Raw genomic sequence first — 21,463 nt, 5'->3', positions numbered from 1 at the left:
GGAGGCGCACAATGACCGACGAAACCCAGGACCCGCTCAGCCGTATCAAGGATGAGATCGTCGACAGCTTCGACGAAGAGCTGGAGATGCAGCTCGAAGAGGACCGGCTGGACGAACTGGTCGCAGAAGGCCTTATCAGCGAAGGTGAGGCGACGCTCGATCGCCGCGTCTATTTCCGCGAACTTTTCCGGCTTCAGCACGAGCTCGTGCGCCTGCAGGACTGGGTCCAATACAAGAAGCTGAAGGTCGTCGTGCTGTTTGAAGGGCGCGATTCCGCGGGCAAGGGCGGCGCCATCAAGCGCGTCACGCAGCGCCTCAATCCGCGCGTCTGCCGCGTCGTCGCATTGCCGGCACCGACCGAGCGCGAACGGCATCAATGGTACTTCCAGCGCTATACAGCGCACCTGCCGACCGCGGGCGAAATGGTGCTGTTCGACCGCAGCTGGTATAACCGCGCCGGCGTCGAACGCGTCATGGGCTTCTGCTCGCCGGAGGAATTGGAGGAGTTCTTCCGCTCCGTGCCGGATTTCGAGCGCATGCTGGTTCGCTCCGGCATCATCCTCATCAAATACTGGTTCTCGATCACCGATGAAGAGCAGGAATTCCGCTTCAACATGCGCATCCAGGATCCGCTGAAGCAGTGGAAGCTTTCGCCGATGGACCTGCAGAGCCGCGTGCATTGGGAGGAATATACCAAGGCCAAGGAAGAGATGCTGGAGCGCACCCATATTCCGGAAGCGCCGTGGTGGGTCGTCCACGCCGTCGACAAGAAGAAGGCGCGCCTCAACTGCATCGCCCACCTTCTGAGCCAGATCCCTTACGAAAGCGTACCGAAGCCGGAAATCGTACTGCCGGAACGTATGCGCAATGCCGACTATCACCGTACGCCGGTGCCGCCGGAAATGTATGTGCCGGAAATCTACTGATAAGAATCGATGAGGGGTCCGCTTCTGGCAGGCCCCTCTGAAGGATTACTTGAAAAACGAAATCCCTGTCACTCCGCCACCAGCAGGCGAGGCCGGCTCAAGGTCAGGCTGAACGATAGGCCCATTCGGACATGGCGCCCAAACCCAGCCGCCGCAAGAGCTCATAGGCGACTCTCCGGTTGATGGGATTGTGCAGCCTGAGAACTTTCGAGCCAAGAAAATCCATCTCCACATGTTCAAACGGCAGGAGATGTCGTGCTCTGCCAAGTGCGGCTCGATAGAGCCCATGAAAATCCCGGCGGCAGACATAGGTCTTGTACTTCGTCACACAAAAGGCGACAAAGCTATCGCTGTTTCTGCGCAGAAAATCCGAGACACCGATCGTCACCTCCGGCCAGGCCGGATTGAACGTATCGTCAAAGGCGATGATGCCATGATCGGCCAGTACGCTCTTCGCCAACCGGCTATCGGCAACGATGTGGCGAAGCAAATGCCCTCCATCGATACTGAAAAAACGAACCTGCCCAACCTTGTCGATGATGGCCTGTGGATCGAGCTCGGTGCTGTCACCCGTTATGACGAGATCCTCATCAACGGGAATGCCCAGTGATTTTCCGTTGTCGAGGAAGCGTTGATATTGCGCACCATCCGCTTCTATGTCGAAAAGGTCGATCGCAAGCACGTTGTCATCGGGTGCGCTGATCTTGCGCAGCAAAAAATAGGACCGCCCGTAGTAAACCCCGATTTCGGCGAGGCCGCCATAAAGTTTCTCCTGCCTTTGCTTTTCGATCAAAGACAGGAAGACAAGCGCATCCGGCGGATCGATGTAACCATCGATTTTCTGAAGATCGCTAAACACAAATTTTCGAACGCCCGATTTCAAATGTAAACCTCACTGGTTTTCTTCATGTATTTCGCCTCCGAACTTGCTCATCGATTGGAACCGGTCGATCAAGAAACGCCCCGTTTCTGCCACGACTGCGGCAGCGAAGCCGGAAGCTCTCGAAAATTGGGACGGCACGGCCTCAAGGCGAGCACCGCTCACGAATATTGCGGCCTTTCTGTCGTATTCCGGATAGCCATGCGCGAGTTGGATAGTCCGGCCCATATTAGGATCAATGCCGAAACCACATCGCAGATGATGACGAATAGCGAGCCGGCATCCTAAGTGATGTATAATGTGAGTCTAAAATTCATATCATCGGCCGAGGAGACCGTCATGACTGCGCCGCATCCGTCCAAAACGCATATCGGCAACCATGCGCTGCATCCCGAAACTCAGATGCTGAATTACGGCTATGACCCGGAATTGTCCGAGGGCGCGGTCAAGCCGCCTGTTTTCCTGACCTCCACCTTCGTCTTCAAATCGGCCGAGGACGGACGCGATTTCTTCAATTATATCTCCGGCCGCACCGAGCCGCCGGCGGGCACTGGCGTCGGGCTCGTCTACTCACGCTTCAACCACCCGAACAGCGAAATCGTCGAGGATCGCCTCGCCGTCTATGAAAAGGCAGAAAGCGGCGCGCTGTTTTCCTCCGGCATGTCGGCCATCGCAACAACCCTTCTCACCTTCGCGCGACCGGGCGATGCGATCCTGCATTCGCAGCCGCTTTATGGCGGTACGGAAACGTTAGTCGCCAAGACATTCCTCAATCTCGGAGTAGCCGCCGTCGGCTTCGCCGATGGCGTCAACGAAGGCTCGGTGACGGCAGCTGCCGAGGAAGCGATGACCAAAGGCCGTGTCTCGGTCATTCTGGTGGAAACACCGGCCAACCCCACGAACAGTCTCGTCGATATCGCCATGATCCGCCGCATTGCCGATGCGATCGGCAAGAGGCAGGGACACACGCCGATCATCGCCTGCGACAATACGCTGCTCGGCCCGGTCTTTCAGCGGCCGATCGAGCACGGGGCCGATATCTCCCTCTATTCGCTGACCAAATATGTTGGCGGCCATTCCGATCTGATCGCCGGCGCGGCCCTCGGCTCAAAAGCCGTCATCAAACAGGTGAAAGCACTGCGCGGAGCGATCGGCACTCAGCTCGATCCGCATTCCTGCTGGATGCTCGGCAGGTCGCTGGAAACGCTGCAGATCCGCATGGAACGGGCAAACAGCAACGCACGGGCGGTCGCCGATTTCCTGCGGGATCATCCGAAGGTCGAGCAAATCCACTATCTCCCCTACACGGATCCATCCTCGGCAACGGGCCGTACCTTCGCCGCCCAGTGCAGCGGTGCGGGCTCCACCTTCTCCTTCGACATCAAGGGTGGCCAGCCGGCATCGTTCAAATTCCTGAACGCCCTGCAGATCTTCAAGCTGGCCGTCAGCCTCGGCGGCACGGAATCGCTAGCCTCCCATCCGGCAACGACGACGCATTCCGGTGTGCCTGTGGATGTACGCCATCGCATCGGCGTGCTGGAATCGACGATCCGCCTGTCGATCGGAATAGAACACCCCGATGACCTGATTGCCGATCTTGCTGCTTCCCTCGACGCCGCCTGATAAAGCCTATGCGGCCGAAAGACTGGGAGTGAGATAGATCAGGGCCGCACGGCCAGAAGGTTGGCATCGCGTGCGAGGCGCCACTCCCCATCAGCCTCCTTGCGCAGAAGCGTGAGCGTATAACCCGATCGATGAACGGCGTCGCCACCCGGCGGTGTCACCGTCATGTCGATGTGATTGCGGATATAGGCCCAGTCGCCGAGCACCTGCAGTTCGACGATCTCGCTCGCACCCTCCATCTTCATGCCCTCCATGCCTTTGGAAACCGCAGCAAATGCCGCCTTGCCGAAGGGTTCCTGGCCGGGAACCATGAAGATGACATCGTCCGTCATCAGTCCTAAGACGGTTGCCGTATCGCCCGCCTTGCTCGCGGCAATCCAGGTTTCCACGACTTTCCGGATTGCCTTTTCATCGTCGGTCATTCCGAATTCTCCTCGATAGGCGCCGCGCTACCGGGCGGCTGCGATCTGCCCCCTGTCAGCGGCAGCCTGTCGGTTGAACAGGTTCACCATTGCGACCTATCCCGCGTGATCAATCGCCTGGCCAGATCTTGATTTCCAGATCGACATCATAACGGCAAGCGACCGTAAACTGAACAAACAAGCCGTCCGCATCGTGGGCGTTTCTCACGTCCATCCGGCTTTTCATTCGAACGAGCTCGAGCGAGGGATCACGGTCTCCTCGAGGAGCGCCTGTAGCCAGTCGGCGAAAACATGAACGCGGCGGGAGAGATGCCTGCGATGCGGATAGAGCAACGTCATCTGCAGCGGTTCCGCCCGATGATCTGGCATGACCTCGACAAGTTCGCCCGCCTCCAGATGCTGGCGTAGGTCATAGGCCGGATTCTGGATCAAACCCAGGCCCGCGACGCAGCAGGCGATATAGGCCTCGGCGCTATTGACGGTCACGCGGCCTCGCATCGGCAGGCTGCGCAATACCCCGTCTTCCAACCATTCCCAGGGCTCGGTTCGCCCGGTCGAGGGCGAGGCATAATTCACGGCCCAATGGCGGCCGAGATCTTCGAGTGTTTGCGGCGTACCATGCCTCGACAGATAGGCAGGACTTGCGACATTGATGAGCGGCAATTTTCCGATCGGCCGGGCAATCAGCCCTGAATCAACAAGCGGGCCGACGCGCAACACGCAATCGACGCTGTCCTCCACCAGATTGACGGCACGGTCGGTAACGCCGAGATCCACTTCGATATCGGGAAACTGATCGAGAAACGATGGCAGCGCCGGCGCTATGATCAGGCGACCGATGCGGCCCGGCACATCCGTCCGCAATTTACCGGATGGTTTGGCGTCACTCTGTCGAAACAGGCTTTCCGTCTCCTCGACATCGGCAATTACCCTCAGGCACCGGTCGTAGAAGGCCGTGCCATCCTGGGTGGGCGACACCTTGCGCGTACTGCGGTGAAGCAGACGCGCGCCGACGCGGCCCTCCAGCTCCATGACGGCAGCGGAGACCGAGGAGCGCGGCAAGCCCAACGTATCCGCTGCGCGGGTGAAGCTGCTGCATTCCACGACACGCGTGAAAATCCTGAAGAGGTCGATGCGATCCAAAGCTATACCGCTATTGTCCGTTAATTCTGACAGATGATGTCAAATTAGACCGCTTTATCGGCAAATTCCAGACGATAGATTTGCTTCAGGAAGGGCGGCACGGTGCCGTCCCACTTCCCAAGGAGGGCTCTTTCATGACCGATCATTCGATCAAAGGGAAAACCGTCATCATTGCCGGCGGCGCCAAAAATCTCGGCGGCCTGATCGCCCGCGACTTCGCAGCGCACGGCGCAAAAGCGATCGCCGTCCACTACAACAGCGCCGCTACCAAGGCTGATGCCGATGCGACGGTTGCGGCCATCAAGGCAGCCGGTGCCGAAGCTGCCGCATTCCAGGCCAATCTCACGACAGCAGGCGCGGTGGAGAAACTCTTTGCCGAGGCCATTGCCGCCTTCGGCCGCCCCGATATTGCGATCAATACGGTCGGTAAGGTGCTGAAGAAGCCGATCGTCGATATCTCCGAGGCAGAATATGACGAGATGAGTGCCGTCAATTCGAAATCGGCCTTCTTCTTCCTCAAGGAGGCCGGCAAATCGCTCAACGACAACGGCAAGATCTGCACGCTCGTCACGTCGCTGCTCGGTGCCTTCACGCCGTTCTATTCAAGCTATGCCGGGACCAAGGCGCCAGTCGAGCATTTTACCCGCGCTGCGGCCAAGGAATTCGGCGATCGCGGCATCTCGGTGACCGCGATCGGTCCCGGTCCGATGGACACGCCTTTCTTCTACCCAGCGGAAAGCGCCGATGCCCAGGCCTATCACAAGGGCGCCGCCGCTCTCTCGAAGTTTTCGAAGACCGGCCTTACCGATATCGAGGATATCGTGCCCTATATCCGGTTCCTGGTCTCCGACGGTTGGTGGATGACCGGACAGACCATTCTCGTCAACGGTGGCTATACGACAAAGTAAACGGGTCGTATCTGCTTCCGGCCTGTCCAAAAAGCAGCCTATTCCGATCCGTCCTTCAGCTTAGCGGCACGCAGGGCGTCGCTAAGCTCCATTCTGGCCGTTCCGATGAGCTGCTCCATGGCAAAACGTGCAGCATCGGGCCGGCGCATGCGGATCGCATCCAGGACATCCTGATGGCGCGCGATCGCGTAATCATGCGACTGGCTGGCCCGGTTGGTCAGGCGAAAACTCGCGAGCAAAGCGGCGCGGATCGCAGTGGCGAACTGCCGGAAAACCCAGTTGCCGCTAGCATTGATGATCGCGGTATGAAACTCCAGATCTGCTTGGCTCCATGCCTCGTTGTCGCGGGCATTGGCAGCGACCATATCCTCGAAGGCCTCGGCAATCTGTGCGAGCTGCTTGGCCGTGGCATTAGCAGCCGCCTGTGCGGCGGCGGCGGGTTCCAGCACTTGCCGCGCATCGAGCAGGGAATCGTAGAAGCTGCGGTCATTGCTGAGTGCCAGGGTCGCATCGAGAACCAGCGGGTCCAGATAGTTCCAGTTCTCTCGTGGCAGAACAGTGGTACCGGCGCGGGTGCGCGAACGGACCATCCCCAGCGCCGACAAATATTGCATGGCTTCGCGCAGGCTGGTGCGGCTAACGCCGTAAACTTCCGAGAGTTCAGCCTCATTGGGAAGAACCGAGCCCTCGGCGAGAGAGCCCGAGACGATCTGGCCGATGAGCTTCTTCAACAGCTCCTCGCGCACGGTACGCCTTCCCTGCTCAGGCGCGGCCCCGGCCGGCGTCGTCCGTAAAGACCCCAAACGCGTACTCATCCCTAGCACTCCCTTCCGCTGACCCATCAGCGATCATGAGCGGCACCACGCCCCGGCATCAATGCGCAACTGCAAGCTCGATAAACTTCTCCCCAAACTTCTCCAAGGAAATCCGACCGTTACAAACGACTGCCACGCCCTACCGCGGACGAGCGCAGATTGTCCAACAGAACGGCAAGCAGCAGAATGCAGCCGCGCACGAGATATTGATAGAAGGCCTGGATATTGAGCAGGTTCATGACGTTCTCGGCAATGCCCATGATGAGGACGCCGACGATCACGCCGGTCATCGCTGCGCGGCCGCCCGCGAGAGACACGCCGCCGAGCACGCAGGCCGAGATGACGGAAAGCTCGAGCCCGGTTGCCGCGTTCGGCTGGCCCGAGGTGATGCGCGAGGCAAGCAGAATACCGGCAATGGCGCAGACGAGACCCTGCAAGGCAAAGATCCAGATCCGCATGTTGACGACATTGACGCCGGCCAGACGCGACGCCTCGGGATTGCCGCCGATCGCAAGCGTGTTCTTGCCGAAAACAGTGCGGTTGAGCGTAAAGCCGAAGATGATGAAGAGCAGCACCATGATCCAGATCGGCGTCGGCACCGTCAGAAAGCGCGACAGCGCGAGCTGATAGAAGGCCGGATCGTTGATGCCGACGGCACGGCCATCAGACGCGATCAAGGCGAGGCCGCGCACGATCTGCATCGTCGCGAGCGTGGTGATCAGCGCATTGATGCGGAACTTGGCGATGACGACGCCATTGACGACGCCGACGACGCTGCCGCAAATCAGCGCGGCGAGCAGGCCGAGCGGAATGGAGCCGGTGGAGTTCGACACCATGACGGCGATCATGCCCGAGAAGGCGACCGTCGAACCAACCGAAAGATCGAAGTCGCGCGAGGCCAGGCAGAACATCATCGTGCAGGCGACGATGCCGATCGTCACCACCGACTGCAGCAGACCGAGCATGTTGCGCTCCGTCAGGAAGCTCGGCACAAAGAGCGAGACGATCACGAAGGCGATCGCGAAGATCACCACGAGGCCCTGTTCGCCGAGGAGAATTTTTTTCAACGAATTCATCACTACCATTCCTGAATTAGATCGTGCCGGCGGCATTCTTATCGGGCAAAGCTGCGGTCAGAATGGCCCGTTCGTCGAAATCGGCGCGAGCGACATTGGCGGCGACGCGCCCCTGGCACATGACGATGATGCGATCGGAAATGCCCATGACCTCGGGAAGCTCGCTGGAGATGACGACGATCGCCATGCCGCCAGCCGCCAGCTCGTAGAGAATTTCATAGATTTCCGATTTGGCGCCGACATCGATGCCGCGCGTCGGCTCGTCGATGACGAGGACCTTGACACCCTGTTCCGAAAGCCAGCGGCCAAGGATGACCTTCTGCTGGTTGCCGCCCGAGAGATTGACGATATCCTGCTTGCGGGAGGGCGTACGGACCCTGAGCTTGGCGATGAACTGATCGGCGACCGAGGCTTCCTTCTTCGGATTGAGGATGCCGAAGGGCGAGAAATGCCGCCGCGAAGAAATCGCAATGTTTTCCTCGATCGATCGCCCCTGAATGATGCCGTCGAACTTTCGATCTTCAGGGCAGAGAACCATGCCGGCACTGATGGCCGCCTTCGGATTGTTCGGCGCGACGGCAACGCCGTCTATAGAGACGCTGCCCTGATGACGATGATCGGCACCATAGAGAAGGCGGGCCATTTCGCTTCGGCCGGCACCGATGAGGCCGAAAAAGCCAAGGATTTCGCCCTTGCGAACCGAGAAGCTGACGGGATTGCGCAACTTAAAACCGGAGAGACCCTTGACTTCCAGACGCACCTCGCCAAGCGGCCGCTCGCGCCAGCCCCAGATATTGCTGATCTCGCGGCCGACCATTTGCGAGATGATCTGTTCGCGCGTCGTATCGGCAATGTCAGGATGATGGGCCGCAAGCTTGCCGTCGCGCAGCACGGTGAGGCTGTCGCAGAGCCGGAAGATCTCATCCAGGCGATGCGAGACATAAAGAATGACGGTGCCGTTGGCTCTCAACCGGTCTATCAGGGAAAACAGGATTTCGCTTTCACGTGACGAGAGCGAGGAGGTCGGCTCATCGAGCGCGATCACCCGCGCATCGACCATGACGGCCTTGGCGATCTCCACCATCTGGCGCGCGCCGATCGACAGCGAGGATACCTTTGCCGCAGGATCAACATCGATGCCGATTTCCTTGAGCTTCGTGCGAACGGTCTCGATCAGCATCTTGCCGTCGATCACGCCGGCCTTGCCGGGAAAACGGCCGAGCCAGAGGTTTTCGGCAACCGTCAGTTCCGGCACCAGCTGCAGTTCCTGATGGATGACAATGACGCCGGCATGAAAGGCATCGCGGACGGAGCTATAGTGTTGCTCCACGCCATCGATGACGATGCTGCCGCTATCGGCAGCCTGATCGCCGGAGAGAACCCGGATCAGCGTCGACTTGCCGGCGCCGTTTTCGCCCATCAGCCCGTGCACGGCACCCCTTTCGACATCGAAAGAGACGTTCGACAGCGCCTGGACACCGGGATAACCCTTGGAAATGCCCTTGAATTCAAGGAAAGCCATGCTTGCTCCATCGAGAGAAGGTCCGGCGGCATTTGTGAGGCCGCCGAACGGACATCATCCTGCCTGGATGATCATTCGATGCCGAGATCCTTGCGAACCTTCTCATAGTCGCCGCGCAGTGCGAGGGAACCGGAAGTGAGCGTGAGCTTCGGCGGCTCCTTGCTGTTGGCGATCCAGTCATACATGTTGAGCGCCGTCTCATAGCCATGGCGCTTCGGTGAGATGATGACCGTGCCGAAGAAGCCGGTCGCGGCGGGCTTCTTGAATTCGTTGATCGCCGAATCCGCGCCGCCGATACCAACGCCGATCATGTTCGTTGCGGGAATGCCGACCGATTCCGAGGCGCGGACGGCGCCGAGCACAGCTTCGTCGTTAAGGCCGAAGGCAACCCAGTATTTGATATCGGCATGCTTGTTGAGAACGGTGGTCGCAGCGTTGAGCGCTGCTTCCGTATCGGTCTTGGCCTGCGGCGCGTCGTAGATATTCGCAGCCGGAAAGCCTGCGGCCTTCAGAACCGAGATCGCGCCTTCGACGCGGTCGACGGCGGTCGGCAGCTGATCGTAGGACACGCGGATCGCGCCGACATTCTTCATGTCCCAGCCGCGCTTCTTGATTTCGTCGACGATCGCTTGGCCCACGGTCTCGCCGATCTTCGTTGCGGAAATGCCCATATGCGGCACATCTTCGAGCGGCTTGCCCTCGGCATTCACCAGGCGGTCGTCGACCGTCATCAGCTTCAGCTGATTGGCGGCAGCCTTGGCAACGATTCCAGGGCCGAGCTTCACGTCCGGGGTGCAGATAATGAAGCCCTGCGCTCCTTGCGCGCCGAGATTGTCGATCGCCGACTGAACCTTCTCGCCGTCCTCAGCGCCGATCTTGACGAGCGTGAAGCCCTTCTCCTTGGCCGCCTGGTCGGCGAATTTCCATTCGTCCTGGAACCATGGTTCTTCGGGCTGCTTCACGATGAAGCCGATCTTGACGTCCTCCGCGAAAGCAGAGCCGGCCGCCAGAACGGCAAAGGTGCCGGCAAGGATAGCCGCTTTGAAAAAGCGCATGATCTCTCTCCCTTTGTTTGCGCGTCCCCATCCATCTCCCGGGAACCGCTCGATTTCCGTAAGTTATATTGTAATATGAGTCAATTATTTGTATAACAATTAAACTGCATTTGCAGCCCAATGGACCCGAGACCTTGAATATGAAAAAACATCATACCAGTCAATATTTATGTATGATTATTTATGCCGTTGCGGCATTAGCTGATCGCCAAAGGCTCGCTTAAAATGCCGAACAGGGATAGATTGCGGGATATATCGGCAAGAACCTCAGAGATGATCCGAAAATAAATCATATATATCCGTTGACATGGGCCGAGGCAGATATAGGGTGTCGTGCGTTCGGCACCGGCCTTGGTTGTAGGGAGAAGGCAACCGCTTAATGACCATCATCGATTTGCGGGACGGTTCGCTTTCTGCTCGCGTTTCAACCTTCGGCGGCACATTGCTCGATTATGCCTGGACGGTGGAGGGGCGCAGGATTGCGCTATTGAGATCCGCACCGGACGATGCGCATGCGTCCGCCTCCGCCTGCTATCCCCTCGTTCCCTTCGGCAACCGCGTGCGAAACAATCATTTCGCGTTCGCGGGGCGCAACTATCGGCTGAGGCCGAACACGGCTTCGGATCCTCACTACCTTCATGGCGACGGTTGGCAAGCCGAATGGTCCGTCCTCTCCCGCATCGGCAACGAATTGCAGATCGGCTTTCATCATCGGGAGGGCGATACGCCCTACAGTTACGCAGCGAGGCAGATCATCGCGCTGACATCCGAAGGGCTGATGCTTCACATGAGCGTTGAGAACACCGGCAAGGAGGCGCTGCCCTTCGGGCTTGGCTGGCATCCATACTTCCCGATGACCCCTGAGACGACACTTTTTGCGCCAGCGCAGCGATTTTGGACGGAAACGGAAGGCTGGCTTCCGGGAGAACGTACCGAGATTCCGGACGATCTCGACTTTTCCGCGCCTTCACCCCTGCCTCGCCGCTGGGTCAACAACGGCTTCGAGGGATGGAGCGGCGAAGCGGAGATCGTCTGGCCGGAGAGACATGCAGGCCTGCGGCTGACCGCCGACGCTTCAGTCAGACACGCATTCATCTTCATTCCAGATACGAACTTCAATCCCGCCTTTCGCCATGATTATTTCTGCTTCGAGCCGATGTCCCACATCGCCAACGGTCACAATCTCCCCGACCTCGGAGATTTGAAAATCCTGCAGCCGGGAGAGACATTTGCAGGATCGATCCGCCTGCGGCCACAGGAATATTCGCGGTAGCCTGCGCGGTCGGCTGACCGCGAGATTTCCGCCCCAGCACAAAGAGGAACACTGGATGTCAAATCGCCTTTCGGGAAAACGGATCTTCATTACCGGAGCCGCGCAGGGAATCGGGCTGGCCATAGCCGAGGCATGCATGGCTGAAGATGCAAGCATCTTCCTGATCGATCGCGACGAAGCTCTGCTGGAACAAGCTGCGGATAGGCTGAAGGAAGACGGTGCCAATCTTGGCTATCAGGCGGCCGACATCACCGATGCCGAAGCCGTGCGCGCAGCCGTGGCCAGAGCATCCGGCAAAATCGGCGGCATCAATGCGCTTGTCAACAATGCCGGGGTCAACGTCTTTGCCGAGCCGTTGAAGACGACGGACGAGGACTGGGAGCGCTGCTTTGACATCAATCTCAAGGGCGCCTGGAATTGCTGCCGGTCCGTGCTGCCCGAGATGATCGCCCGTGGCGGCGGCGTCATACTCAACATCGCTTCAACCCACGCCTTCACGATCATCCCGCATACCTTCCCCTACCCGCTTGCCAAGCATGCTCTTCTCGGCATGACCAAATCTCTGGGGATCGAATATGCCTCGAAGAACGTGCGCGTGAACGCACTCGCGCCCGGCTATGTCGCAACGCAGAAGGCCATCGATTACTGGAACAGTTTCCCCGACCCGGAAAAGGCGAAGGCCGAAACGATGAAACTGCATCCGGGCGGCCGCATCGCTACCCCTCACGAGATCGCCATGGCAGCGGTCTTCATGGTCTCGGACGAGTGTCCCTTCATGAATGCCGCCTGCCTGACCGTGGACGGGGGCCTGAGCGTGTTGCAGCATCAATAGTATCGCAAACGAAGGCGCTATCGCGATCTGAGCTGGGCAATCGAGAGCATCAGATCGGCGCTCATGCCAATCCCCGATCCGCGCGTCAGGATGGCGGATGCGGCAGAGGTCGTATTCCCGCCATTTGCCGCATCATAGACGGCCGAGAAGCGCTTGAGCAGATTGTTCACCTTGCCGGCATCATGCAAATCCTTGATCGGGAATAGCTTTTCAAGCATCGCCGCCTGACGGGTCACATCCATGTTCGACATGGATGCGGGTAGCGAATAAGTCGTCTTGATCACATTGTAGAGCGCCGGATCCGACATGATATCGTAGACGGAATTGACCTGGGGTGCCTTGCGCTGAAAATAGAGAGCGAGACGAACACCTTCGTTGGAGCTTCCCTGCTGCGTCTCCAGGGTCTGATGAAGATAGAGATCGTTGGTGGCGAGACGCGCGCCCTTGTTCTGTCCCGGCTCGATCTTGGCCGTGGTCAGATTTCCCTTGGCGTCGAAATTGAAGGCGTTCACCATCGCCTTGAACTGCTGGCCTGCCTGCGTGTTCAGAAAGCCCTTGGCATCCTCGGGGTCCGCGGTGAAGGCCTTCTTCAAGCTATTCTTGTCGACCGACTTGGGATCGATATTGTTCGCAACGAGAATAAACTCCGTCAGCTTCTTGTCTGCGAGGAGTTCGTCGACCGTCTTGATCTTGGAGATCGACTTGCTGAATTCGGTCGCTGCGTCCTTCGCATCCTTGACCGCCTTATCTCGCATCTCGCCGGTCAATCCGAAGGTCTTCGACTTTGAATAGGCTGAGATCAGGCTGTTGATCGAAGTCTGGGACAAGGGCGCGACCGGCGCCCGCAGATTGCCCTCACTGTCGAAATTGAAAGCCTTGGCAAGCCCGACGAATCTGTCGTCTTTCAGCGAATTGACATAGCTCTTGCTGTCATAGGGATCGCTCTCCAGTATCTTGCGCAGCTGGTCCCTGGAGACCTCGTTCTTGCCGATCCCAAAGGCACGAAGCGCCATGTCCTCCACGGTTGGAAGATTCTTGTTCTTGGTATCGTTGGCGGCAAAGAAGTCCGCAATCGTCTTTATCTCGCCGACCGCGCTCTTGTAGTGTTTCTCCGCATCGCCGAACTGGTTCTGTTTCGCATCTTTCGCCTGGTTCAAATATTTGGTCGAGATGTCGTCGATGGCTTGCGGCGTCTGCGCCGGCTGACCGGCGGGCAGCGTACCATCGGATGCAAACTGAAAGTGCGAAACCATATCCGCCATTCCAGTCACGGCGGCATAATCGGAGTTCGTAAAAGCGAGGTTGAATTGGACCGGAGTGAGCTTGGGATTCAGGTTGAATGCGGTCTTTATGTAGGAAAACAGCCTGTTATCGCCAGTTATGTCGTTGAGCGACTGAACTTTCGTGATCGTCTGACGATAGTAATCGTCGTTGCTGGCGGCCGCAGCCGGGCTCAACAGGCTCGGGACCATGCTGTCATACCGCGAGATCATGGCCTCCTTCTGCTCCGCCGTCTGCGCGGTCGCGCCGGAAAGCGTTCCGTCGGCATTGAAGCTGAACTGTGATGCGATCAGCTTGTATGTCGGCTGCAGCGATGCCGTCGAGAAATTGCTCGCCGTGTTAACGAAGCTGTTCGGGTCGTTGACATCGCTGGTCAGAACCGACTTGAGGAACGCCTTCGAGATATTGTCCGGGTTTAAACCGTGCGCCCGCAGGATATAGTCCGTCATTCTGCTGCTGTTGACGATGTCGTCGACGTTCGACACCTTATCGATCCAGCTATCGTAGAACTTGCTTTCCTTCTTGGCCAAAGCCGTTTCATTGGCGAAGGATTGCTCATAGAGCCCGATCGTATCGCTCTTCTGTGAATCGCTCTGAGCCGATTGATTTTTTGACGTGCCGCTGAAATTGAAAGCGGCAGCGAATTGCCGGTAACGGCTGTCCGTCAGTTTGTTTGCAAAGCTGCTCGTGTTGCTAAGATCGCTGGTCAGGACCTTTTTCATGAAGGCCTTGGCGTAGGTCATGTCCTCGAGGCCATAGGCCTTCATCGCATAGCTATACAGCTTGTAGTCGCTCAGAAACTCATCGACATTCTTAATCTTGCCGATATGCGCATCGTAATATTGCTGGTCGCTTTTGACCGTCGCCTGCTTGGCGATGCGCGCAAGCGTCGATGCCATGTCCTTTGTCGCGGACACGTAGCCGAGATACGTCGAAATCATAGATCGCCCCCACAGCGCAGTTCATCGATATTCGCCCCGCCTGAACTATCGCAATCAGACCTTGTGCGAGACTAGATCGGCAATCTGTGCTTTACCATTCGGTGTGATCAATCTCAGCTCCGCCATGGCGTTCCTGAAGCAAGACTACGACAAGGGGAAACTTCCGGCTCGGCTTCGGCAACCAGTTCTGAGGCAATCCTGAGAACGTTCGCCGCCAAAGCACAAGATGTCTTCGGCGCCCCAATGCAAGGTGCAAAGAGTTCTAAATTCTCCGACAGGAATTGCCCGGAACGAATTTCGGCGTCAGCACGAAATCCTGCGGCGGCTCGACCGCACCTTGCGGATTGGTGATGCGGTGCATCAGGCGTCTTGCAATGATGCCGCCGAGCGCCAGCGTATCCTGGACCACCATGGTAATGCGCGGCGTGATGACCGAACTCCACTGCACATTGTCGATCATGGCGAGCGAGATGTCTTCGGGACAGCGGAAGCCCAGCTCCTGCATGGCTTGCAGCGCCGAGAGCGCAACTGCGTTATTGGTGCCGAGGATCGCAGTGGGGCGTTCGGGCTGGATCAGCAAACGCATGGCCGCCTCGTAGCCGGCTGTGCGCGTGAACTGACCGTCGACGACGAAATTCGGATTGATGTCTACGCCGGCATTGGCCATCGTATCGGCAAAGCCGCGATATCTCTCCGTCGCGGTATGCATATGGCTCGGGCCGGTGATGACGGCGATGCGCCTGTGGCCGAGCTGCAGGAGATGTTCCGTCAGCATCGCCCCGGCCAGATAATTGTCGGAGCCGACGAAATCGCGCTCGATGCCGGCAACCTTCTGGTCGAAACAGACGATCGGCAGGTTCAGGCCGGCAATGAAGTCGATATAATCCCGATCATGGCCTGACGGCGCAAGCGCAAGGCCCGCAGTTTTGAGGCCGATCAGGTGCTCGATCATCGCCCTCTCGCGATCCGTTTTGCCTGAGGAATCGGTGACGACGACGAAGTGCTGATGGTCAAGCGCATAATTTTCCAGCTCGCGCCGGATATCCCCGAAAAACGGGTTGCCGACATTGCCGACGATGAAGCCAATCATGCGGCTGCGCCCACGCGCCAGGCTCTGGGCAAGCGGATCGGCAACGAAGCCGACCGCAGCGATCGCCTGATGAATTTTCTCCAGTGTTTTCTGGCTGACGCGCGCCGGATTGCTCAAGGCCAGCGACACCGTCGAGACGGATACGTCAGCAAGTTTGGCGACGTCACGAATGGTGGCCATGAATTTTTCGAACCGTTTCTATCGCCTCGAGCCTTCCGATCAAAGGCTCCCTTCCGTGAATCTCTGCCATAAATCTACCATTTGCCGGCCGTGAAGCAATATGCGGAAAGAGATTTCAACAGTGCGCTTGACATACCGGGCATGAGGATCAATTATCAAATCGAACCGGTTCGATGAAGCCTTAACACTTGGGAGGATAGTGTGAGCGACGCAGCGATCAGTGGCGGCCAGGATGTGGCCGACGGCAAGGCATGGTTTGGACACGACCGCTTCGGCATGTTCATCCACTTCGGACTTTACGCCCTCGGCGCACGTCACGAATGGCTGAAGAACCGGGAGGAGTTCACCACCGAGGCCTATCAGAAATATTTCGACAATTTCGACCCCGACCTCTACGACGCCCGCGAATGGGCACGCCGCGCTCGCGAAGCCGGCATGAAATATGTCGTTCTGACTGCGAAGCACCATGAAGGCTTCTGCCTGTGGGACAGCAAGGTCACCGACTACAAGGTCACCAACACACCCTATGGCAAGGACCTGATCGGCCCCTATGTCGAAGCGCTTCGTGCCGAAGGGCTCAAGGTCGGCTTCTATTATTCGCTGCTCGACTGGCACCACCCCGATTTCCCGATCGACGGACATCACCCCCAGCGAAACCATCCCGACGCCGCCAAGCTCAACGAGGGCCGCGACGTCAAGCGTTATGCGAAATACATGCGCGATCAGGTGACCGAGCTTCTGACGAACTTCGGCAAGATCGACGTGATCTGGTTCGATTTCAGCTATCCGCAGCGCGTCTACAAGGGCCTGCCCGGCAAGGGACGTGCCGATTGGGAGAGCGACGACCTGATGAAACTGGTGCGCCAGCTACAGCCCGATATCATCGTCGGCGACCGCCTCGACTTGCCGCGCGATGCGGATCACATGCCCGAACTCGTCACGCCGGAGCAATATACGCCGCGCGTCGCACCGACCGTTGCCGGCCTGCCGGTACGATGGGAGGCTTGCCACACCTTCAGCGGCTCCTGGGGCTATTATCGCGACGAGAGCAGCTGGAAGGATGCTGGCCAGCTCATCAACATCCTGGTCGACACGGTCTCGCTCGGCGGCAATCTGCTGATGAATGTCGGCCCGACCGGCCGCGGCACCTTCGACGCCCGCGCCATCAAGGCGCTCGACACCTATGGCGAATGGCTGCGTCTGAACGGCCGCTCGATCTATGGCGCGGGACCTTCGACCTACAAGGCGCCAAACGGATGCCGCTTTACCCAGAAGGGCAATTGGCTCTACCTGCATATACAGACCTGGCCCTTCCGCCACATCCATATCGAAGGGCTGGGGCGCAAGGTCAAATATGCACAGTTCCTGCACGATGCCAGCGAGCTTCATTGGCTCGACCCGGATGCCGAAGTCGACTCCAATGTCGGCGTCGCCGTCGGAGAGGGCATTCTGACCCTGGAACTGCCGGTGCTCAAGCCTGACGTCGTCACCCCGGTCATCGAACTGATCCTCAAGGATTGAGGGAGATAGCGAAGCCCAGCCGTCCCTGTGCCGTCGTGAGCCGCGAAACCGAACTCATAGCCGCGATGACCCCCTTGATCGCCGATCTGGCAGAAGACGGCAATGGTGCCGTTGCACTCGCCGGATCGCGCGGCAAGGGGAGGTCGGATGCGCAATCAGATTTCGACTTCAGGGTCTATGCCGACGCCTATCGCGGACCGGAGGTCCGGCAAACCGCGGCGTGGCGGCGTTTCGATGCCGCGCTGCGAGACTGGCAGGCCGAAGGCATCCGCATGGATGGCGTCTGGATGCGGCGGTATGCCGGCGTCCAGCGCGACCTGGATTCCTGGCTTGCCGGAGTGGTCGTGCCCAAGAGCTTCGAATGGACGATCTGGGGCTATCATCTGCCGACCGATCTTGCCAACCAGCAGATCATCGCCGATCCCAGGGGTTTGCTGGCCGGCTGGAGGCAGCAGCTGGCGCAATATCCGGAAGCGCTCAGGGCTTCCGTGCTCAGCCAATATATGGATGTCCTGCGCTATTGGGCCCGAGATTATCACTATGAGAGCAAGGTCGTTCGCCGCGACCTCGTCTTTCTCGTCGGTCTCACAGGCAAGCTTGCCAATGCCATTCTACAGACCGTCTTTGCCTTCAACCGGGTCTATTTTCCGGGCGACGGCTGGAATCTGCCCATGGCAGCCGAACTCGAACGGCTGCCGCCCGACTTTCTCCAGCGGATGACGGCCATTCTGGAGCCGGAGCAAGGTCCGGACACGTGGCAGCGTCAGCGAAGCGAACTGATCGGCCTGATCGCCGACCTGGAGGCGATGATCGCGGCGTGAACGAGCCGCAAGACCAAGCCGGAGGGGAGCGTCCGGATAGTGATGAACGTCACTGCAACGAAAGTCATTGAGGAGGAGGAACAATCATGAAGCATTCATTGATCTTTGCCGCCGCCCTTGCGGCGGGTTCACTACCCGGCATCTGCGCGCAAGCGCAGGATACCGCCGTGACCCTTACCTGGCAGATGTGGGGCGCGCCGAACGATGCGGAGCTCTGGCAGCAGCTGGCCGATCTCGTCAACAAGCAATATCCCGATATCAAGGTCAAGCTGCAGCTTTCGGGCTGGACGGACTACTGGACACGCCTGCCGGTTCTGGCAGCATCGGGTCAGGTCGCCGATATCGTCTCGATGCAATCGATGCGCCTGCCGAATTTCTCTTCGATCCTGACACCGCTCGATGATTACGTGAAAGGCAGCGACGTGAAGGTGGCTGATTTCGAGACATCGATCATGTCCGGTCTTTCGCAGGACGGCAAACTCTATGCGCTGCCCTACGATGTCGGCCCGTGGATGGTCTTCTACAATCGCGACAAGTTCGCAGCCGCCGGCTTGAAGGAGCCGGCCAAAGACTGGACGTTCGACGACTTCAAGGCCGACGCCAAGGCACTAACCAAGGATGGAGTCTACGGCTATGGCACCCAGGCTTTTGATTTCATCGCCGGCCCCGTCGCGCTCGGTGCTGATTATTTCAACGCCGACAATGAATTCGACCTTACCAATGCCGGCTTTGTCGATGCGTTCAGCAAATACGCCGATCTCACCGCCAAAGACAAACTCTCGCCGGTCTTTGCCTCCGCGGCCGATGCTTCGGCCGCAAGCGGCCGCTTCGCTTCGGGCAATGTCGCTATGTATATCGACGGTCCTTGGTCATTGATTACCGGGCAGGCCAATGTCGATTTCAAGATCGGCATCGCACCGCTGCCGCGCGGCAGCGGCTCTTCGCGCTTCATTACGGCCGGCTCGGGCTGGGGTATCTCCGCCACCAGTCAGCACAAGGATGCCGCATTCAAGGCGCTGCAGGTGCTGACAGGCCCCAAGGCCGCTGAAATCCTTGGCGCGGCCGGACGCGCACTGCCGGCCCGGCTTGCACAGCAGACCGCCTGGTATGACGGCGCTGCCAAGAATGTCAGCGGCACACGCGATACGCTTCAATATATATTTGCCCACACCACACCGTTCCGCATCAACGAGAAATGGAACCAGTTCGAGAATCTGGTGATGCAATATGTGCCGCTCGCGCTGACGGGAGACTCGAAACCCGAAGGCGTATTGAGCGACATTCAGAGCCAGCTGCCATAGACCGGACGTCTCGTCGGCCTGCGGCCGGGCTCATCGGCTCGACCGCAGCGCCATCGCCGGAAAGGAGAGGCCCATGATGCTGGGCAAGCATACCGACATGATCGCAAGACCAAGGCCACGCTCGCGCAAATGGTTCGGAGGCGAGGGATGGACGGCCCTGTTCTTCCTGCTGCCGGGCCTGATCGGCATCGTCCTGTTTCTCGTCCTGCCGATCCTTGCCTCGATCGCGCTCAGCTTCACCAATTGGCAGCTGCTCGGTACGCCGCGTTTCGTCGGCATTTCCAACTATGTGCGCCTGTTTACGACCGACCCGCAATTCTGGACGGTCTTGCGCAACACCCTCTTCTTCACCGTCGAATATCTTGTACTGAACATCATCATCTCGCTCGGGCTGGCGACGTGGATTTCGAGCCTGAAGATCGGGCAGCGTTGGTTCCGGGTGATCTTCTTTCTCCCGACCTTCACCCCACTGATTGCGGTCGCCATGGTCTGGATGTTGATCTTCACCAGCGGCGGGCTTTTCGACAGTCTGATGGCCTCACTATCGCTGCCATTGTCGGGCGTGCTGAACGATCGCACACTTGCCATGCAGGCGGTCGTCCTCACCTCGATCTGGGCCGGCGTTGGCTACAATACCGTTCTCTTCAACGCCGCGCTCGACATGGTGCCGGCAAGTTACCTCGAAGCAGCCCGCATCGATGGCGCGACGGCCTGGGACCGCTTCTGGAAAATCCGGCTGCCGCTGATTTCGCCGACGCTGTTCTTCGGCACCGTCATGACGGCGATCACCTCGCTGCAGGTCTTCGACCAGATTTTCGTCATGACCAAGGGCGGGCCGGGATCGTCGACCGCGACGCTCGGCTATGCCATCTACCAACGCGGCTTTCAGAACTTCCAAATGGGCTACGCCTCTGCCATCGCCTGGGTGATGTTCGCGCTGATCATGGCGCTGACGGCCCTGCAATTCTGGTTCCAGCGCAAATGGGTGCATTATGACGCTTAAATCCGAAGCCAGAACACGCCGGAAGCTGGTGCTCGATGTCGTCAATCACCTGGCAATCACGCTTGTCGCCATCGCCTTTCTCTTTCCCTTCTTCTGGATGGTATCGAATGCAGTGCGCTCAAATGCCGAGGTGACGGCGATACCCCCACGTATCCTGCCCGATATCTTCGAATGGGGTAATTTTGCCGCCGCCTGGACTCAGCTGCCCTTTGGCCGCTTCTTTTTCAACAGCGCCATCATCGCGATCTGCGTGACAGCGATCACTGTCGTCGTCTCCTGCCTTTCCGGCTATGCCTTCGCGCGGCTGAAATTCAGGGCGCGCGAAACGCTGTTGCTCGGTTATATCGGCACGCTGATGGTGCCGCCGCTGATGCTCATCATTCCGCTGTTTCTGATCGTCAACAAGCTGGGTCTGGTCAACACCTTCCCCGGCGTGATCCTGCCGATCTCCTTCGGCACCTTCGGCGCATTCCTGATGCGGCAGTTCTTCCTCTCCATTCCCATGGAACTCGAGGAAGCCGCCAGGATCGACGGCGCGTCCCGCCTACGGATCCTCGTCAGCATCATCGTGCCGCTATCGATGCCAGCGATCGGGCTTCTGTCACTCTTCACCTTCATCGGGCAATGGAACAACTTCCTCTGGCCGCTGATCGTCATGACGGGTGCCGACAATGCTACCCTGCCGGTCGGCCTCACCCTGTTCCAGACGCAGCAAGGCACGCAGTGGAACTATCTCATGGCGGGTGCGACGCTTTCCATGCTTCCGGGCATCTTCCTCGCGATCATCCTGCAGAAGCTCATCTACAACAGCATCGCCCTCAATGCGGGCATGGGCGGTCGCTGAAGCGCC

General features: G+C 58.8%; 19 protein-coding genes. 10 read left to right on the top strand and 9 right to left on the bottom strand.

The window, feature by feature from the left end; genetic code table 11:
* Window positions 1-11: 11 nt before the first annotated feature.
* A complete protein-coding gene (gene ppk2, locus GDN47_RS09235; RefSeq protein WP_113329530.1) occupies window positions 12-926 on the top strand; it encodes a polyphosphate kinase 2 in 915 nt (304 codons plus the stop codon).
* 103 nt (window positions 927-1,029) lie between these two features.
* Here the strand turns inward: ppk2 and GDN47_RS09230 are convergent, their stop codons facing one another.
* Window positions 1,030-1,809 carry a class I SAM-dependent methyltransferase gene (locus GDN47_RS09230; RefSeq protein WP_152093123.1) on the bottom strand — a complete coding sequence of 260 codons (780 nt, stop codon included), beginning with the start codon at window positions 1,807-1,809 and terminating at the stop codon, window positions 1,030-1,032.
* 336 nt (window positions 1,810-2,145) lie between these two features.
* Between GDN47_RS09230 and GDN47_RS09225 the strand changes: the two genes are divergently transcribed.
* Window positions 2,146-3,429: a cystathionine gamma-synthase family protein gene (locus GDN47_RS09225; RefSeq protein ID WP_113350695.1), complete on the top strand. Its 1,284-nt coding sequence runs from the start codon at window positions 2,146-2,148 to the stop codon at window positions 3,427-3,429.
* A 38-nt stretch (window positions 3,430-3,467) separates the two neighbouring features.
* Here GDN47_RS09225 and GDN47_RS09220 read toward each other — a convergent pair whose 3' ends face one another.
* On the bottom strand, window positions 3,468-3,851 hold the full coding sequence (locus tag GDN47_RS09220; RefSeq protein ID WP_113350696.1) for a YybH family protein: 384 nt from the start codon (window positions 3,849-3,851) through the stop codon (window positions 3,468-3,470).
* A gap of 222 nt (window positions 3,852-4,073) precedes the next feature.
* Window positions 4,074-4,994, bottom strand: coding sequence for a LysR family transcriptional regulator (locus GDN47_RS09215; RefSeq protein ID WP_152093122.1), 921 nt, complete (start codon window positions 4,992-4,994; stop codon window positions 4,074-4,076).
* A gap of 134 nt (window positions 4,995-5,128) precedes the next feature.
* Between GDN47_RS09215 and GDN47_RS09210 the strand changes: the two genes are divergently transcribed.
* Window positions 5,129-5,902 carry an SDR family oxidoreductase gene (locus GDN47_RS09210; RefSeq protein WP_113329524.1) on the top strand — a complete coding sequence of 258 codons (774 nt, stop codon included), beginning with the start codon at window positions 5,129-5,131 and terminating at the stop codon, window positions 5,900-5,902.
* 38 nt (window positions 5,903-5,940) lie between these two features.
* Here GDN47_RS09210 and GDN47_RS09205 read toward each other — a convergent pair whose 3' ends face one another.
* The 4 genes from GDN47_RS09205 to GDN47_RS09190 form a co-directional block, all read right to left on the bottom strand.
* Window positions 5,941-6,717: a FadR/GntR family transcriptional regulator gene (locus GDN47_RS09205; RefSeq protein ID WP_113329523.1), complete on the bottom strand. Its 777-nt coding sequence runs from the start codon at window positions 6,715-6,717 to the stop codon at window positions 5,941-5,943.
* A gap of 119 nt (window positions 6,718-6,836) precedes the next feature.
* Window positions 6,837-7,793: an L-arabinose ABC transporter permease AraH gene (araH, locus tag GDN47_RS09200; RefSeq protein ID WP_162748756.1), complete on the bottom strand. Its 957-nt coding sequence runs from the start codon at window positions 7,791-7,793 to the stop codon at window positions 6,837-6,839.
* 16 nt (window positions 7,794-7,809) lie between these two features.
* Entirely contained in the window at window positions 7,810-9,315 is a 1,506-nt protein-coding gene (gene araG / locus GDN47_RS09195) for an L-arabinose ABC transporter ATP-binding protein AraG (protein WP_152093121.1), read from the bottom strand.
* A 71-nt stretch (window positions 9,316-9,386) separates the two neighbouring features.
* Window positions 9,387-10,370: an arabinose ABC transporter substrate-binding protein gene (locus GDN47_RS09190; RefSeq protein WP_069610212.1), complete on the bottom strand. Its 984-nt coding sequence runs from the start codon at window positions 10,368-10,370 to the stop codon at window positions 9,387-9,389.
* A gap of 379 nt (window positions 10,371-10,749) precedes the next feature.
* Here GDN47_RS09190 and GDN47_RS09185 point away from each other — a divergent pair, with 379 nt between their 5' ends.
* Window positions 10,750-11,643, top strand: coding sequence for an aldose 1-epimerase (locus GDN47_RS09185; protein ID WP_152093120.1), 894 nt, complete (start codon window positions 10,750-10,752; stop codon window positions 11,641-11,643).
* A gap of 55 nt (window positions 11,644-11,698) precedes the next feature.
* Window positions 11,699-12,475, top strand: a complete 777-nt coding sequence (locus tag GDN47_RS09180) for an SDR family oxidoreductase (RefSeq protein WP_152093119.1) — start codon at window positions 11,699-11,701, stop codon at window positions 12,473-12,475.
* Window positions 12,476-12,492: 17 nt separating this feature from the next.
* Here GDN47_RS09180 and GDN47_RS09175 read toward each other — a convergent pair whose 3' ends face one another.
* Complete coding sequence (locus GDN47_RS09175) at window positions 12,493-14,697, bottom strand: DUF1217 domain-containing protein (RefSeq protein ID WP_152093118.1); 2,205 nt, start codon at window positions 14,695-14,697, stop codon at window positions 12,493-12,495.
* 262 nt (window positions 14,698-14,959) lie between these two features.
* Window positions 14,960-15,967, bottom strand: a complete 1,008-nt coding sequence (locus GDN47_RS09170) for a LacI family DNA-binding transcriptional regulator (protein WP_069610208.1) — start codon at window positions 15,965-15,967, stop codon at window positions 14,960-14,962.
* A gap of 201 nt (window positions 15,968-16,168) precedes the next feature.
* Here GDN47_RS09170 and GDN47_RS09165 point away from each other — a divergent pair, with 201 nt between their 5' ends.
* The 5 genes from GDN47_RS09165 (at window position 16,169) to GDN47_RS09145 (ending at window position 21,457) form a co-directional block, all read left to right on the top strand.
* Window positions 16,169-17,488 carry an alpha-L-fucosidase gene (locus GDN47_RS09165; RefSeq protein WP_152093117.1) on the top strand — a complete coding sequence of 440 codons (1,320 nt, stop codon included), beginning with the start codon at window positions 16,169-16,171 and terminating at the stop codon, window positions 17,486-17,488.
* Between the two features lie 35 nt (window positions 17,489-17,523).
* Entirely contained in the window at window positions 17,524-18,309 is a 786-nt protein-coding gene (locus GDN47_RS09160) for a DUF4037 domain-containing protein (protein WP_113329515.1), read from the top strand.
* Between the two features lie 86 nt (window positions 18,310-18,395).
* A complete protein-coding gene (locus tag GDN47_RS09155) occupies window positions 18,396-19,610 on the top strand; it encodes an ABC transporter substrate-binding protein (RefSeq protein ID WP_113329514.1) in 1,215 nt (404 codons plus the stop codon).
* Window positions 19,611-19,707: 97 nt separating this feature from the next.
* Entirely contained in the window at window positions 19,708-20,613 is a 906-nt protein-coding gene (locus tag GDN47_RS09150; RefSeq protein WP_233789869.1) for a carbohydrate ABC transporter permease, read from the top strand.
* Window positions 20,603-21,457, top strand: a complete 855-nt coding sequence (locus GDN47_RS09145; RefSeq protein ID WP_113329513.1) for a carbohydrate ABC transporter permease — start codon at window positions 20,603-20,605, stop codon at window positions 21,455-21,457. Before GDN47_RS09150 ends, GDN47_RS09145 begins: the two co-directional genes overlap by 11 nt.
* Window positions 21,458-21,463 lie beyond the last annotated feature (6 nt).

The sequence above is a fragment of the Martinezella dioscoreae genome (assembly GCF_009176305.1).
GTDB lineage: Bacteria > Pseudomonadota > Alphaproteobacteria > Rhizobiales > Rhizobiaceae > Rhizobium > Rhizobium dioscoreae.
Note: the sequence above shows the minus strand (reverse complement) of the source record. Positions and strands in the feature narration are given on the sequence as shown.